This window comes from Amycolatopsis sp. NPDC051372, assembly GCF_040682095.1.
Lineage (GTDB): Bacteria > Actinomycetota > Actinomycetes > Mycobacteriales > Pseudonocardiaceae > Amycolatopsis.
Genome location: NZ_JBFBAF010000021.1, coordinates 63,585 through 78,797 on the forward strand (window position 1 = coordinate 63,585; position 15,213 = coordinate 78,797).

Consider the following 15,213-nt stretch of genomic DNA (forward strand, 5'->3'; position numbering starts at 1 on the left):
CCCGTCCTAGACCACTGCGCAGCGGCGCACTGTCTCATGTTGAGACGTCCGCTCAGGCCCTCGTGAACCTCAACGTGAACGTCGCCCCGACGCCCGGAACCCCGGCCGCCGCGATGGTTCCGCCGTGGCCCGTCACGACTTCGTGCACCAGCGCCAAACCGAGCCCGAACCGGCGGCCCTCACCCTGGCCGCCGTGCGCGAACCGCTCGAACAGCCGCTCCGCATCCCGTTGCGCGAAGCCGACGCCGGTGTCGGCGACGCGGATCTCGACGTGCCGGTCGTCCGGGTTCTCCAGCGTCACCTCGATCGACCCGCCGGGCGGGGTGTGGCCGATCGCGTTGTCCAGCAACGCCGACAGCACTCGCCGCAACGCCGCGGGCACGCCCGGCACCACGTCGAGCAGCCCCGGCGAACGGCGCACCTCGATCCGCACGCGCCGGTCCCCCGCGCGCACGGTTTCTGCCTCCACCGCCTGCTCGGCCAGCAGGCCGAGCTCCACCGGCTCCAGCAACGGCCGCTCGTTGCACGCCTGCGTCGACAGCAGCAGGTCTTCCACGACCTCACCCAGCTCGCGCGTGCCGGACACCAGCAGGTCGAGGTCGTCCGACGGCACCGGCGTCACCCGGGCCCGCCGCGCCAGCAGCTGCGCGCGCGTGTGCAGCCGGGTGAGCGGCGCGCGCAGCTCGTGCGACGCGTCGGCGACGAAGGTGCGCTGGCGCCGCAACGCCTCGCCCAGGGGCCGGATCGCGCGGGCGGCCAGGACGTAGCCGCTGAAGACGGAAACCAGCAGCACCACCAGTTCCGCGATCACCAGGCCCATCAGCAGCTGCTGCCGGTCGGCGGCCTGGTAGCGCTGGTCGACGAAGACCTGCCACACCTGGCCGCCGTGGTCGACCGCGCGGACCGTGAATGTCGAGCCGGCCAGGTCCTGTTCCGTGGTCACGGATCCACCGGGCGGCACCGCCGGCGCGGGCGGCGGCACGAACGGCAACGCGGCGGGCACGTGCCCGGCCGGCGTCACCAGGAACACGCAGCCCGGCGGCGTCGCCGACAGGCCCTGGGCCAGCGTGTAGTCGATCTGCCGGTCGACCTCTTCGCCCTGGCCGTGCACCAACACCCAGTACGCGATGGCTCCGGCGGCGAGCACGACCAGCGTGATCACCACCGCGATCTGGCTCGCGATCGTCCGCCGCGCGCGCCGCAGCGCCCGCGTATCGGGATCGACGACCACCGTCACATGGCCCCGATCTGGTAACCCAGGCCGTGGACGGTCTTCACCACCTCGCGCCCCAGCTTGCGCCTCAGGTAGTACACGTAGGTGTCCACAATGGATTCCCCCGTCGAGTCGGCGAACACGTGGGTGCGCAGCGCCTCCCGCGGGTGGATGGCCTTCGGCCGCTGCGCGAGCGTGCGCAGCAGCTCGAACTCGCGCCCCGACAACGTCACGCGCTCGCCGCGGGGCAGCACGACCTCGTGACGCAGCAGGTCGAGCGCCGCGGTGCCGAGCGGCAGGCACTCGGCGCCGTCGAGGTCCCGCCGGCACAACGCGCGCAGCCGGGCCAGCAGCTCGTCGGTCTCGAACGGTTTCACCAGGTAGTCGTCGGCGCCCGCGTCGAGACCGTGGACGCGGTCGGCCAGCTCGCCCAGCGCCGAGAGCACCAGCACGCGCGCCGTTACGGCCCGGCGCCGCAGCCCGGCGAGCACCTCCAGCCCGTCCATCACCGGCAGCCGCCGGTCGAGGATGATCACGTCGTGGTGGCCGGTGAGGCCGCGGTGCAGGCCGCGCTGGCCGTCGTGGGCGAGCTCGACCTCGTAGCCCTCGTCGGCGAGCAGCTCGGACAGCATTCCGGCCAGTTCACGATCGTCCTCCACGAGGAGCACTCGGGCTGCGCTTCCTGCCTCTTCGTGCACGTGTTCATACTCGCAGTCAGCGCGCCGATTGAACCCTCAACTTTCGTAGGGAATCGATCATTTACCAGCTGGTTGGGCCGAAAGGAGGAACTCCGGCAGCTGATCGGCCGAGTACTTCTTCCGGTCCCGCCGGTCGAGCCAGCTCAGCACCGGCGCGGTCATGATCGTGGTCACCAGCGCCACGAGTACCAGCACCGTGAACAGCGCCGGTGACACGATCCCCGCCTGCAGCCCCACGTTCAGCGCGATCAGCTGCATCAGCCCCCGCGCGTTCACGAGCACACCGATCCGCAACGCGACCGGCTGCGGCTCCCCGGCCAGCCGCGCCGCGCCCCAAGACGCCCCGAGCTTCCCGACGATCGCCACCACCACGCACAGCAGCGCGAACAGCAGCAGGTTCGGGTCGGCCAGCAGCGCGAACCGCGTGTTCAGGCCGGAGTAGGTGAAGAACAGCGGCAGGAACACGATGTTGCCCACCGGCAGCAGCTTCGAGACCACGGCATCCGCCGCTTCACCGCGCGGGAACGCGATGCCGGTGATGAAGGCACCGAACACCGCGTACAGCCCGATGGTGTCGGTGAACCACGCGGCGGCGAACAGGATCATGGCGGTGACGAGCAGCCGCTGGTCCACCGACATCCGCGGGCTGGTGAACATCTTCGCGAACACCCGCCGCGCCACGATCCACACGAACAGCGCGAACACCACGCCGCCGCCGAGCGCCAGCGCGATCGGCCCGACCGACCCCGCGTGCATGCCGACGACCACCGCCAGCAGGATCCACGCGAGCACGTCGTCGACCGCGCCGCACGCGAGCGCGAGCGAGCCGAAGCGCGTTTTCGTGAGGCCGCGTTCGGTGATGATCCGCGCGAGCATCGGAAACGCCGTGATCGCGATCGCGACGCCCACGAACGCCGCCGACACCACCGGCGAGACGCCCGGCTTGAGGATGCCGACCCAGCCGGTGCCCAGCACGGCGACACCGATCCCCAGCACGAGCGGAATCCCCGTGCCGGCGCTCGACACAGCGGCCACCAGCTTCGACGACTCCCGCACAGTCTTGGTGCGGAACTCGTAGCCGGCGCCGAACATGTAGAGCACGAGCCCGATCTGCCCGCCCAGGTACACGAGCGTGCGCACGGTGTCGGGGAACAGGTACGACTGGACGCCCGGCAGCAGGAGCCCGAGCAGCGACGGCCCGAGGAGCACCCCCGACACCATCTCGCCGACGACGGGCGGCTGCCCGAGCTTCACGGCGAGCATGGTCACGAGCCGCACCACCACCAGGATCACCACCGCCGCGAGGAAAAACGCGGGAGCCGCCTCTGACGCGGTCATCATTCGCCTCCGTGGTTCGCGAAGTAGTTCACGCACAAGCGTTTGTGCCGCGCGTCGAGCACCATGTAGGTGCCGAACACGAGCTGGGCGAGGCTGCGCCACACGTCTTCCCAGCGGTCGCGCACGGCGAGGTACGCCAGCGGGCCGCGGGTCGAGCGCGCCGAACCGCGCGGGGTGAGGAACACCGGGCCGCGGTTGGGGATCGAGCGCGTGTGGGCCGCGCTCGACGCGACGGAGTAGCGGCGCAGGAACTCCCGCGTCACCACGCGCATCGTGATGGGCGCGAGCCCGCGGGCCGGGCACGCGCGGTTCTGCGCGACGCCGAAGGGCAGGAAGTTCACGTCCTTCTTGGCGGGAGCTTTGCCGGGCACTTTGTCGGGCGCTTTGTCGGGCGCTTTGTCGGGCACTGCCCCGTGCGCCGGGCAACCGACGGGCGGCTCCCAGCGCGACGGGTCGAACTCGTCGGGCCGCTCGAAGCCCGCGTGGTGGAAGTCGGGGTAGCTGAACAGGAGCACGGTGCCGGCGTCGATCGTCGTGTCGTCGAGCTCGATGTCGCCGGTGGTGATGCGGTGGGCGATGCCGAAGAGCGGGTAGGTGCGTAGCCCCTCGTCGATCACGCGGTCGAGGTACTCGTCGTCGTCCGGGTCGGCCGCCAGCCGCCGCTGCACGTCCGGGTGCTGCGCGATGATCATCAGCAGGTGCGCCATCGCCTCCGACATCTGCACGACGGCGGTGTTGAAGAACGTGCCCTGCAGGTAGAACACCTGCTCGTCGCGCGTGAGCCGGGTCGGCAGCGCGTGCGGGATGTCGCCGAGGCGGCGGCGCAGGTACTTCGTGAGCTTCGCGCGGCGGCGCATGTTGCGGGGTCGCACGCACTTCAGCGCCGCGACGACGTCGTCGGCGTGGCCCACGATGAGGTCGCGCGCCTCGGGCGGGCACGGCTCGCCGAACACGAGCTCGTAGTACAGCTCGGCCCAGATCGGCATCATCTCGTCGCGCAGCCGGATCAGCCGGCCGTCGCCGACCCCCAGCCCGTCGAGCACGTGCTCGGTCACGCGGCGCGTGAGCTCTTCGGATTCAGCGCGCGTCTTGACGAGGATGTGGCGCGTGGTCTTGGCGACCTCGTCGTAACGCGGCCCCGCCTCCAGGTGCTCCTGGTGGACCTCCGGGCCGGGCGCGAGCCAGTACCAGAACAGGTCCGACAGCGCCGCGCCCTTGCTGCGCCCGTTGGCGGCCGGGTCGGCGTACACGCGGCGGAAGTCCTTGACCCCGACGCGGTGACCGGGGATCGGCAGGCCTTCGTCGCCGTTGACCAGCGCGAAGATCTTCACCCGCAACGCGACCACGCGGCCGGGCAGCCACTTCGGCAGCGAACCGACGAGCCCGGCCGCCAGCGCGGCCGTGAGCAGCCGCCTCATCGGACGAGGTCCGCGGTCAGGTCGCCGAGCGTCGCGGCCCCGCACAGCGCCAGCGTGTGGTCGGTCTCTTCCCGGAGGCGTTCCAGCACTTCCGTCACCCCTTCCTCACCCGCCGCGGCGAGGCCCCACACCACGGGCCGGCCGACGCCGACGGCGGTGGCGCCCAGCGCGAGCGCCTTCACCACGTCGGTGCCCCGCCGCACGCCGCCGTCGAGCACGAGCGGGATCTGCCCCGCCACGGCCTCGGCCAGCGCAGGCAGGGCGTCCACAGTAGACACGGCGGTGTCGAGCTGACGGCCGCCGTGGTTCGACACCACGAGCCCATCGACGCCCGCCTCCACCGCGAGACGGGCGTCCTCCGGATGCAGCACTCCCTTGAGCAGCACGGGAAGCGCCGTCGTTCGCTTGAGCCAGGCCACGTGTTCCCACGTGAACTCGGCCGACATCTCGATGTCGCGCACGCGGCCCAAGCCGTCACGCAGGTTCTCCACGACCAGCCCGGGCGGCAGGTCGTGGAAGCCGTTGCGGTGGTCGCGTTCGCGCCGGCCGAACACCGGCGAGTCGACCGTGACCACGAACGCCCGCACGCCCGCGCGTTCGGCCCGGCGCACCACGGACTCCGTGAACTCCAGGTCCGGCTGCAGGTAGAACTGGAACCACAGCGCCGGGTCGGCCGCGGCCTGGCGCGCGGCGTCGGCGATGTCCTCCACGGCCGTGGTCGCGGCCATGCTCACCACCAGCACCGTGCCGGCTTTCGCGACCGCCTTCGCCGTCGCCAGTTCGCCGTCGGGGTGCGCGAGCCGGTGGAACGCCGTCGGCGACACCAGCACCGGCATCGAGAGCGGCGAGCCGACCAGCTCCGTCGCGAGGTCGCGCTTGGCCGCGCCCCGCAGCACGCGGGGCACGAGCACGCGCCGCGAGAACGCTTCTTCGTTGGCCCGCAGCGTCAGCTCGTCGCCGGCAGCACCCGCGTAGAAGTCGTAGTGCGCCGGGTCGAGCCGCTCGCGCGCCGCGGCCTCGAGTTCCGCGATCGTGCGCACGGATCAGGCCAGCTGGTCGGTGAAGAACTTCGTGAGCGCGTCCACGTGCACGGGGCGGTCCCACTCGTTCTCGAGGTTCTCCGTCACGTGGTGGGTGGCCACGAGCTCGCCGCGCCGGTAGTGGCGGACGATCGGGTGCAGGTAGTGGCCCTCGCCGTTGTCGTTGGCGACGTCCTGGCTCGCGCGCTTAACGGTGAAGTCGAACGGGTCGACCTTGTCGTGGTCCGGGCCGTAGTCGAGTGTGATGAGAAACGCGTTTTCGGCGTCGTTGAGCGGAGTGTCGGCGAAGCGGGCCACCGGCATCTCTTCGAGGTAGCGCGCCTGGTCACCCTCGACGAGGAGGATGTCGGCGAGGAAACCGAACTGCTGGAACAGCCCGGACGTGCGATTGATCCGCTTGAGCACGGCGTCGACCAGCTCGCCGGTCTCGGCCTTGAGCACGGTCTGCGGCCACTCGTTGTCGTGGTAGCGCTCGTCGAGCACCTTCGACAGCGCACGCACGCCGTACCGGAAGCCGTGGATGAACCCGCTGGTGGCCTTCTTGAAGTCGCGAGCCTGTGTGATCGTGCCGGCGAAGTACAGGCCGGGCACGTTCACCGACTCCCACGACGACGTCTGAGCCGGGAAGCGGTCGTTGATCGTGAGCTCGGGGCGGCAGTCCTCGTCGAACATCGAGGCGTCGAAGCGGAAGCCGGTGGCGGCGATCACGCGGTCGTAGCGGATCTCCTTCACGACCTCGTCGGCGCGGGCGAAGGCGAACTTCACGTGGTAGCCGTCTTCGTCCTTGCGGATCTCCCGCACGTCGCCGTCGAGGATCGCGTGCTGCAGCTTGAGCTGGTACATGTCGAGCACGCCGGCGTTGAACGCACGCAGGTGGCCGACGAAGTGCGTGCGCCAGGCGAGCTTCACCGGCCGCGGACCTGCGACGTGCAGCACGGCCGCGTACGCGTTGATGCTGTCGGCGGTCTCGAAGGCCGAGTTGGCCTTGCCGAGGATGAGCACGCGCTTGTTGGTGAACTGCGCGGGGTCGGTGTCGAAGTCGGCGTACTGGTCCACGAGCTCCATGCCCGGAACGTCGGGGATGTACGGCTTGGTCACACCGGTCGCCATGATCAGGCGCTTGGTGGTGTAGATGTTCCCGTCGCCGTCGGTGATCGTGAAGAGAGCGCTTTCCTCGTCACGGCTGATCCGCGTCACCCGGGTGTCGTAGCGGATGGCGACTTTGTGCTTCGCCGCGTAGTCGGCGTTGTAGCGCACGAACGCCTCGGCGGGAGGGAACAGCTCGGCGCTGTAGTCGGTGAACAGCAGGGGGTCCGGGCCGTCGTCGAGGAGTGAATTCCAGTCGACGCGCAGGTTGAGCTCCGGGTCGGTCCAGCCGGTGTGCTTCTTGTTGATCGAGATCAGCGTGCGGTGACGCGGGAACCTCGTGAAGAACGTGGCCGGCGTGGGGCCGGCTTCGAGCAAGAGATAGCGGTGACCCGCCTGTTCGAGCTGCCGGCCGAGCTGCAGGCCCGCGGGCCCCGCGCCGACCACCAGATAGTCCAGAACGTCGTCCACCACACCGGCCTCCAGGCTCGATCTTCATCGTCTGACGGCCGACAGCCTGAACCGGAGATCTCAGAAAAGGCTCAGAGATCCCGATCAGTGGGTGGGTGAAAATCCGTGAAGGGCCCCTTGCGGGAATCAGCGTCCCTCAAGGTGCCCTTCACGGTCAGGTGGCTCAGCGTGACAGGAGCTTCATCGCCGTCTCGGAGTAACGCGGGCCGGCCACTTCGGCGGCGGGCACGGCGGTCTCGATCGCCCGGATGTCCTCTTCGGACAGTTCGAGCGCCACGGCGCCGACGTTCTCTTCGAGGTACTTGCGCCGCTTCGTCCCGGGGATCGGCACCACGTCGTCGCCTTGGGCCTGCACCCAGGCGAGCGCGAGCTGCCCCGCGGTCACGCCCTTCCGCTCGGCCAGCGCACGCAGCGCCTCGACCATCGCGAGGTTCTTCTCGAGGTTCCCCTCGGCGAAGCGCGGCTGCGTCTGGCGGCGGAAGTCGTCCTCACCGAAGTCGGCGGCGGAGGTGAACTTGCCGGTCAGGAACCCACGGCCCAGCGGCGAGTACGGCACCAGGCCGATGCCGAGCTCGCGGCACGTCGGCACCACGGCGTCCTCGATGTCACGCGACCACAGCGACCACTCCGTCTGCACGGCCGAGATCGGGTGCACGGCGTGGGCGCGGCGGATCGTCTCGGCGCCGGCCTCGGACAGGCCCAGGTGGCGCACCTTGCCCTGCCGCACCAGCTCGGCCATGGCCCCGACCGTCTCCTCGATGGGCACGCTCGGGTCCACGCGGTGCTGGTAGTAGAGGTCGATGTGGTCGATGCCCAAGCGCCGCAACGAGTTCTCCACCGCCTCGCGCACGTACGCCGCGTCGCCGCGCACCCCGCGCTTGCTCGGGTCCTCGCGGTCGCGCACGAAGCCGAACTTCGTGGCGAGCACGACCTTCTCGCGCCGGTCGGCGATCGCGCGGCCGACGAGCTCTTCGTTGGCCCCCAAGCCGTACATGTCCGCAGTGTCGAGCAGGGTCACCCCCAGCTCCAGCGCGCGGTGGATGGTGGCGATCGACTCGGTGTCGTCACCCTCGCCGTAGAACTCGCTCATCCCCATGCAGCCGAGGCCCTGCGCGCTCACTTCGAGCGTGCCGAGGCGGCGGGCGGGCAGCGTCGATCCAGCCATGTTTTCTCCTGGCGTTCGGTCTGTGAAGGGCCCCGGAAGTCCCTTGGGCCCTTCACGAAAGTGGTCTACTTGCCGGCTGCGCGAGCGAGCCGCTCGGGGTAACGAGCCCCGGCCACGGCGTCGGCCGGAGCCGCCTGCTCGATCGCCGCGATGTCCTCTTCGGACAGCTGCAGCTGCGCCGCGGCGACGTTCTCTTCGAGGTACTTGCGCCGCTTCGTGCCCGGAATCGGTACCACGTCGGCGCCTTGCGCCTGCACCCACGCGAGCGCGAGCTGCCCGGCCTTCACGCCCTTCGCCTCGGCCAGCGCGCGCAAAGCGTCCACAATGGCCATGTTCCGCTCGAAGTTGCCGTCGGCGAAGCGCGGCATCCCGCGGCGCATGTCGTCCTCGGGCAGGTCCTTCACCGACGTCACGGCTCCGGTCAGGAAACCGCGGCCCAGCGGCGAGAACGGCACCACGCCGATGCCCAGCTCCCGGCAGGTCGCGAGGATCTCGTCCTCGATGCCCCGCGTCCACAGCGACCATTCGCTCTGCAGCGCCGTGACCGGGTGCACCGCGTGGGCGCGCCGGATCGTGTCGGCGTTCGCCTCGGAAATCCCGGCGTAGCGGATCTTTCCGGCAGCCACAAGGTCGGCCAGCGCGCCCCACGTCTCCTCGACGGGCGTGTCCGGGTCCACGCGGTGCTGGTAGTAGAGGTCGATGTGGTCGACGCCCAGGCGCTGCAGCGACTCGTCGCAGCACTGCTTCACGTACGCGGCGTCGCCGCGCGCGCTCATGCCGCCGTCCTTCCACACGATGCCGAACTTGGTGGCCAGCACCACCTGGTCGCGCCGGTCCGCGATCGCGCGGCCGACCAGCTTCTCGTTCTCGCCCGCCCCGTACACGTTGGCCGTGTCCAGCAGCGTCACACCCAGCTCCAGCGCGCGGTGCACGGTGGCGATCGACTCGCTGTCGTCGTCGCGCACGCCGTAGGCCTGGCTCATTCCCATGCAGCCCAGTCCCTGGGCGCTTACTTCCAGCTCACCGAGTTTCCTCGTAGCGATCACGCGGAGATCTCCTCCATGGCGGACACGTGGCCGAGGACCTTGCGTTCCACCTGGTCGTAGTTGCTGATCTTGTAATCCAGAATGTCCAGGCACCCCTGGAGCTCGGCGATCCGGTCGGCTACCGACTGGCGCTGCTCCACGAGGATCGCCTTGCGGCGCCCGGCGCTCGCGACGCCGTGGCGCCGCAGTGACGCGTACTCGCGCATGCTCTTGATGGGCATGCCGGTGAGCCGCAGCTTGGTGAGGAACCCGAGCCAGTTCAGATCGTCGTCCGAATACGCGCGTCGCCCCGCCGCGTCGCGGGCCGGCGGGTCCAGGAGCTTGATCCGCTCGTAGTACCGAAGGGTGTCGATCGACAGGCCGCTACGTCGTGCGGCTTCCGCTATCGAGTAGCTCATACGCTCGACAGTACGACCTGGAGTGCGCTCCAGGTCAAATCCCGACCGGGTGGGGTGATGCCCGGATTGCGCAGGTCAGCCGGGCAACCCCGGTGAAATGCGCGCCGGCCCGCGAACTCACGCCCATCCCTCGACACCCTGGACCGACCACATCACCCGACTGACGGTCGCGTACCGTAACACCGTTGCGTTACCCTGAGCGCATGCCCCGTCCCCGTACGCACGACGAAGCCCTCCGGCTGAAGCTGCTGGACCGGGCCGGCGAGCTGATCTCCGCCGACGGCCCGAAGGCACTGTCCCTGCGCAAGCTGGCCGCCGACGCCGGGACGTCGACCACGGCCGTGTACTCGCTGTTCGGCAGCAAGCCGGACCTGGTCAACGCGCTGTACGTCGAGGGATTCCGCCGCTTCGGCGAGCGGCTGAACGCTGTGGCGCGGACCGGCGACGCCGTCGCGGATCTGGTGCGCCTCGGCGTCGCCTACCGCGCCAGCGCGCAGGCCGATCCGCACCTGTACGCGATCATGTTCACGCGCTCCGTACCCGGCTTCGAGCCCAACGCCGAGGCCGACCGCCTCGCCCGCACGACCCTCGAGCCGCTCGAGGACACCATCCGGCGCGGGATCGCGTCGGGGCAGTTCGCGGACGTCGCGCCCGAGGTGATCATCGTCAGCTCGTGGGGACTCGTGCACGGGCTGGTGTCGCTGGAGCTGTCGGGGAACCTGCCACCGGAGTTCAGCGTGAGCGGTGCGTACGAGGAAGCCTTGCGCGCCAACGCTTCTGGCTGGCTCAAGGGACCGAACCCGGCGTGAGCGCCACAAGGGGCGAGGATCGCCGCCGCCGTCAGCTCAGCTTGAGCGACGCCTCGATCACCACGTTTCCCGCGGCGTCGTAGGCCTTCACCTTCGACCCCGGGTCCGTATCCGGGTAGTTGTCGGCGTCGGTGTGCCAAAGCGCGAAGGTGCCGTGCGACAGCACCGCGTCCTGCGGCTGCCGGCCCGGGTAGGTGACCGAAACCCGCGTCACGTTCGGCGGCACACCGCCGGCGAACACCTGTCGCTCGGGCTCACCCGTTTCCTTCACCGGCGCCAGCACCGGGCTGAGCGCGCCGAACCCAGAGACCGGCTTCAGCTCACCCTGCCCGCCGGTCGGGTCGACCGCGTAGTAGGTGTCCCCCACCCTCCCCGGATAGGGGCGCGCCGAGCAGGTGATCACGTGCTGCCCCAGCCGCGCGACAACGAACTCGCGGTTGTTCCAGCTGAGGTAGGCGCCTGCCACGTAGGCGTCGCGGTCGGGCACCTGCAGCTGGGAACCGGCCAGGCACTCACCGAGGAACTTGCCCGCTTCCGACGTCCGCTCCTCCGGCGCCGGGAGATCGACCGTCGTCACCAACGGCGCCGGGACGACCGGCACGAGAGCGGACTCGTCCACCGGCCTGAGGGGCAGCACCGGTCCGAGGGCGACCGGCACGGCCGGCCCAGCGTCGGTGAACACCGCGAACTGGCGGGACTTCGACGAAACCGTCGAAACAGGAGGTCCGCCGAGCAGCAGGTTCGACCCCGGCGCAACCGCCTGCACGCTCTGCCATGACGGGTCCGCCAGCCCCGCGACCAGGCCGTCGGCCGTGCGCAGGAGCACCTTCGTGTTCGTGCCGGGCACCGGCACGGGCTTCGCCCCCGGGTCCGAGACGGTCACCGACGTCGCCGTCGCCTCGCAGAACACCGGCTTGTCCCCGATCGTCGCGGCGATCACGGTGGCGGCGCCGTGGACGGCGATGAACTCGATGTTCCAGCCCCGCGGATCGGTGATGGCGGAGCTGTAGGGCTTCGCCGCGTTCCAGCAACGATCGAGCACCGCCTGCCCGGCGCTACGCCCCTTGCTCGGCGCGGCGGGCGTGACCGGCCCGTTCGCGCCGTCGCGCAATACGCCCGTCGCGAACACCGCACCGGCCGCGAGCACCACGACGGCCGCCGTCGCCAGCCACATCGGACGGCGGCGCGGGGCCCGGCTCGCGTCGGCGAGCCCGGCTCGCACACGCAGCCGCATGCGGTCGCGCACCTCGGGCGGCAGTTCGCGGCGCGGGGGGAGGTTGTCGATCATTTGTCCTCCAGAAGGGCACGCAAATGGGCTCGCGCCCGGGACAGGTGCGAGCGGACGGTGACCTCCGCTACTTCGAGCAGCGCCGCCGCGTCGGTGGTCGGCACGTCGCCCAGCAGACACAGCTCCACGATCTGGCGCTGTGCCTTGGGCAACCGGGAGACGGCGTCAAGGATCGCCTTCAGGCGTTCCTCGCCGTCGAGCTGGGCCGCGACGGCTTCAGCGTGATCCCAAACCAGCTGCGGTTCCGGGATCCGGCTCAGCAGCCGCAGTCGCCGGTGGGCTCCACGGCGCTCCCTGCGGGCGAGATTGCCCGCGACGGTGTACAGCCACGGCAGCGCGCTGTCCCTGATCAGCTTCAGCTCGGCCCGCTTGCGCCAAGCGATCAGGAACGTGTTCGACGTCAGGTCCTCGGCCACCGCCCACGACCCGGTCAGCCGGTAGGCGTGGTTCCACACCGCCTGCGCGTGGCGTTCGAACAGCTCGCCGAACGCCCTCTCGTCCCCGCCTGCCGCGCGCCCGAAGAGCTCGGCGTCCACGGTTGCCCCTTGGATGGTCACACCGGGAAGTGGCCGGGAACCTCGGAAGTGTTGTGGGTGTTGTTCTGCTGGTTCAGACGGCTTGGTTCAGAGGGCTTGATTCAGACGGCTTGGTTCAGACCGCGCCGTACTGGCGGTCTCCCGCGTCGCCGAGCCCGGGGACGATGAAGCCGGAGTCGTTGAGCCGCTCGTCGATGCTCGCGGTGACCACGCGCACCGGCAGCCCCGTCTTCTCCAGGTGCGCCAGACCTTCGGGGGCGGCCAGGGCGCAGATGGCCGTGACGTCCGTGGCACCCCGGTCGGTGAGCAGCCGGATGGTGTATTCCATGGACCCGCCCGTCGCGAGCATCGGGTCGAGCACCATCACGGGCCGGTCGGCCAGCGACTCCGGCAGCGATTCCAGGTAGGGCGTCGGCTTGAGGGTCTCCTCGTCGCGCGCGAGCCCGACGAACCCCATCTGCGCGTCGGGGATCATCTTGTGCGCCTCGTCGGCCATGCCCAGGCCGGCGCGCAGCACGGGGACCAGCAGCGGCGGGCTGGCCAGCCGGTAGGCCTCCGTGCGCGCGACGGGCGTGTGGATCCGCTCGGTGCGCACCGGCACGTCGCGGGTGGCTTCGTACACGAGCATCACGGTCAGCTCGTGCAGCGCGGCCCGGAACGCCGCGCTGTCCGTCCGCGCGTCACGCATCGTGGACAGGCGGGCCTTGGCCAGCGGGTGATCGACGACGTGCACATCCATGCCGCCTAACTTACCGTCTAACTCAGCTGCCGGGTGTCGTCCGCGTCTCGGCTCATCTCGTAGTAGTTCACCGCCTCGAAGAAATGCCCGACGACAGGAGCCAGCTTGTCGAACGGCCACGCCGGCACATCCGCCACGTTCGCATCATCCGGCGGCTCGATGCAGACAATCATCCTCCAGTTGGCGTACGATCCACTGATCTTCCAAGACTGGCGCATGGGTTTCCTCCTCCGCGAGAACACGAGCCAAACGTTCTCCCGATGCCAGAACCGCACGCAACCTTCCTTCAGGTGAGCGATCTTTCGTGCCGACCGTGGCAAGAGGACAAAGTGTGCCCATGACGAAGAACAAAGGGGTTTCCGTTCGCCAGCGGAGAGTTTCCGGCGAACTGCGCCGGCTTCGGGTGCTGCGCAAAATGACCTGCAAACAGGTGGCCGAGGGCGTGGACTTCTCGGAGAGCAAGATCTCCCGCATGGAAACGGGCGACCGTGGCCTGTACCCCGACGACGTCGCGGCGATCCTGGGTTTCCTGCAGGCTCCGTCGGATCTGCGGCAAGAGCTCATGGCGCTCGTGAGGGGTGGCGAGGAGCGCAACTGGCATGAAGTGAACGGGAAGTTGCCACCAACGTGGAAGGACCTGATCCGGTTCGAGGAGCAGGCTTCGGTCATCAAGAACTACGAGACCCTGCTGATCCCTGGCATCGCGCAGATTCCAGAGTACGCCCGCGCCCTACTTCACGGCGGCGACCCGAAGCTCACAGAAGCAGAGCTCGAAAGCCTTGTTGCCGCGCGGGCCAAGCGCCAGTTGATTCTCAGCCGGAGCAACGCGCCCATTGTGCATCTTCTGGTCGATGAGATGGCCCTTCATCGGCCGATCGGCGACCAAGAAACCATGCGCGCCCAGCTCCACCACCTCCTGCTCGTCGGTCGCAGGTCGAACGTCACATTCCAAATTGTCCCCTTCGCGACCAGGGCGCATGCCGGATTACAAGGGCCGTTTGTCCTGCTCGAGTTCTTCAACGAACCAACACTCGCGCATGTCGAGACCCGCGGAACCAACAGCTTCCTCGAAGAAGACGACTTCGTCGACACGATCAAGTCAGCTTGGCGTGATGTTCGCTCGGTAGCGCTGTCAACTGGCGACTCGGCACGGCTGATTGCCGATATGATCGGCGAGACGTCTCAACGTGAGGAGTATGAAACATGATCGCCCCCGACTTCGCTCAGGCCGAGTGGCGCAAGAGCTCCTACACCACCAACCAGTCCAACTGCGTCGAGTTCGCAGCCTGGCGGAAGAGCTCCTACACCACCGACCAGTCCAACTGCGTCGAAGTTGCCACCTCACCGGTCGAGATCGGGATCCGGGACACCAAGGATCGCGCAGGTGGTCACCTGACCGTCTCGCCTGGCGCCTGGGTCGCCTTCCTCAGCTCCGCGCGCTAGCGAACCAGCGAACCCACTGCCGCTGCCAGGCCGTTTCGACGGCCCGGTGGTGGTGGTTCTCGCGTACCCATGTCACGGCTTCGTCGGCCCCGAGGCCGGAGAGTGTGGCAAGACAAGCGAGGACCGTCCCGGTGCGGCCGACCCCTCCGTAGCAAGCCACCTCCACCGATTCCCCCGCCAGCGCGCGGGCGTGCAGCGCCAGGATCTTGCCCCGTGCATCAGCCCAGTTCAGCGGCAGCAGGAAGTCCGGCCAGCGAATCCAGTCGTGGTCCCAGGTGAGCCCACCGTCGTACTTGCGCCGCAGCCGGCCCGACCCGAGGTACAGGCCATACGTCGGCTCCGGGCCTTCCGGGTTCGGCCGGCCGAGGCCACGTCCGCGCAGCACGGCGCCGTCGGGCAGTGCGAGGGTCCCCACCAGAGCAGATGCCATCGCCCCATCTTGGCCCTTATCCGTCGTTGGATGGACCCCGAGCGACCCCGACCGGGCTAGGCTGCCCCGGGTGAGTGACGACGCAGCCCTTCCGA

At 69.5% G+C, this 15,213-nt stretch carries 17 protein-coding genes; 3 read left to right on the forward strand and 14 right to left on the reverse strand.

Features of this window, described 5'->3' with window-relative positions; all coding sequences use genetic code 11:
- Nucleotides 1–52 precede the first annotated feature (52 nt).
- The 9 genes from AB0M56_RS29295 to AB0M56_RS29335 form a co-directional block, all read right to left on the reverse strand.
- Nucleotides 53–1,231: a HAMP domain-containing sensor histidine kinase gene (locus tag AB0M56_RS29295; protein WP_364181579.1), complete on the reverse strand. Its 1,179-nt coding sequence runs from the start codon at nt 1,229–1,231 to the stop codon at nt 53–55.
- A gap of 2 nt (nt 1,232–1,233) precedes the next feature.
- Nucleotides 1,234–1,881 carry a response regulator transcription factor gene (locus tag AB0M56_RS29300; protein ID WP_364181582.1) on the reverse strand — a complete coding sequence of 216 codons (648 nt, stop codon included), beginning with the start codon at nt 1,879–1,881 and terminating at the stop codon, nt 1,234–1,236.
- An 87-nt stretch (nt 1,882–1,968) separates the two neighbouring features.
- Complete coding sequence (locus tag AB0M56_RS29305) at nt 1,969–3,249, reverse strand: cation:proton antiporter (protein ID WP_364181584.1); 1,281 nt, start codon at nt 3,247–3,249, stop codon at nt 1,969–1,971.
- Entirely contained in the window at nt 3,249–4,667 is a 1,419-nt protein-coding gene (locus tag AB0M56_RS29310; protein WP_364181586.1) for a cytochrome P450, read from the reverse strand. The genes AB0M56_RS29305 and AB0M56_RS29310 overlap by 1 nt, the downstream gene beginning before the upstream one ends.
- The gene (locus tag AB0M56_RS29315; protein WP_364181588.1) at nt 4,664–5,707 is read right to left on the reverse strand and encodes an alpha-hydroxy acid oxidase; all 1,044 of its coding nucleotides are present in this window, start codon (nt 5,705–5,707) and stop codon (nt 4,664–4,666) included. Before AB0M56_RS29315 ends, AB0M56_RS29310 begins: the two co-directional genes overlap by 4 nt.
- 3 nt (nt 5,708–5,710) lie before the next feature.
- Nucleotides 5,711–7,264 (reverse strand): NAD(P)-binding domain-containing protein, encoded by a 1,554-nt coding sequence (locus tag AB0M56_RS29320; RefSeq protein WP_364181591.1) that lies wholly within the window; start codon nt 7,262–7,264, stop codon nt 5,711–5,713.
- Nucleotides 7,265–7,427: 163 nt separating this feature from the next.
- Nucleotides 7,428–8,429 carry an aldo/keto reductase gene (locus AB0M56_RS29325; protein ID WP_364181594.1) on the reverse strand — a complete coding sequence of 334 codons (1,002 nt, stop codon included), beginning with the start codon at nt 8,427–8,429 and terminating at the stop codon, nt 7,428–7,430.
- Nucleotides 8,430–8,494: 65 nt separating this feature from the next.
- Complete coding sequence (locus AB0M56_RS29330; RefSeq protein ID WP_364181597.1) at nt 8,495–9,475, reverse strand: aldo/keto reductase; 981 nt, start codon at nt 9,473–9,475, stop codon at nt 8,495–8,497.
- A complete protein-coding gene (locus tag AB0M56_RS29335; protein ID WP_220246259.1) occupies nt 9,472–9,873 on the reverse strand; it encodes a MerR family transcriptional regulator in 402 nt (133 codons plus the stop codon). Before AB0M56_RS29335 ends, AB0M56_RS29330 begins: the two co-directional genes overlap by 4 nt.
- A gap of 203 nt (nt 9,874–10,076) precedes the next feature.
- Here AB0M56_RS29335 and AB0M56_RS29340 point away from each other — a divergent pair, with 203 nt between their 5' ends.
- Entirely contained in the window at nt 10,077–10,682 is a 606-nt protein-coding gene (locus AB0M56_RS29340) for a TetR/AcrR family transcriptional regulator (RefSeq protein ID WP_364181598.1), read from the forward strand.
- A 31-nt stretch (nt 10,683–10,713) separates the two neighbouring features.
- Here AB0M56_RS29340 and AB0M56_RS29345 read toward each other — a convergent pair whose 3' ends face one another.
- From AB0M56_RS29345 to AB0M56_RS29360, 4 genes are all read right to left on the reverse strand, one after another.
- A complete protein-coding gene (locus AB0M56_RS29345; RefSeq protein WP_364181600.1) occupies nt 10,714–11,970 on the reverse strand; it encodes a hypothetical protein in 1,257 nt (418 codons plus the stop codon).
- The gene (locus AB0M56_RS29350) at nt 11,967–12,506 is read right to left on the reverse strand and encodes an RNA polymerase sigma factor (protein WP_364181602.1); all 540 of its coding nucleotides are present in this window, start codon (nt 12,504–12,506) and stop codon (nt 11,967–11,969) included. The genes AB0M56_RS29345 and AB0M56_RS29350 overlap by 4 nt, the downstream gene beginning before the upstream one ends.
- Before the next feature lie 115 nt (nt 12,507–12,621).
- Complete coding sequence (gene upp / locus AB0M56_RS29355) at nt 12,622–13,245, reverse strand: uracil phosphoribosyltransferase (protein WP_220246256.1); 624 nt, start codon at nt 13,243–13,245, stop codon at nt 12,622–12,624.
- A gap of 17 nt (nt 13,246–13,262) precedes the next feature.
- A complete protein-coding gene (locus AB0M56_RS29360) occupies nt 13,263–13,463 on the reverse strand; it encodes a hypothetical protein (RefSeq protein ID WP_220246255.1) in 201 nt (66 codons plus the stop codon).
- A gap of 119 nt (nt 13,464–13,582) precedes the next feature.
- Here AB0M56_RS29360 and AB0M56_RS29365 point away from each other — a divergent pair, with 119 nt between their 5' ends.
- Nucleotides 13,583–14,452, forward strand: a complete 870-nt coding sequence (locus tag AB0M56_RS29365) for a helix-turn-helix transcriptional regulator (RefSeq protein ID WP_364181606.1) — start codon at nt 13,583–13,585, stop codon at nt 14,450–14,452.
- Complete coding sequence (locus AB0M56_RS29370) at nt 14,449–14,688, forward strand: DUF397 domain-containing protein (protein ID WP_364181608.1); 240 nt, start codon at nt 14,449–14,451, stop codon at nt 14,686–14,688. Before AB0M56_RS29365 ends, AB0M56_RS29370 begins: the two co-directional genes overlap by 4 nt.
- Here AB0M56_RS29370 and AB0M56_RS29375 read toward each other — a convergent pair.
- On the reverse strand, nt 14,672–15,118 hold the full coding sequence (locus AB0M56_RS29375) for a protein tyrosine phosphatase (RefSeq protein WP_364181611.1): 447 nt from the start codon (nt 15,116–15,118) through the stop codon (nt 14,672–14,674). The two genes, AB0M56_RS29370 and AB0M56_RS29375, sit on opposite strands and share 17 nt — an antisense overlap.
- Nucleotides 15,119–15,213 lie beyond the last annotated feature (95 nt).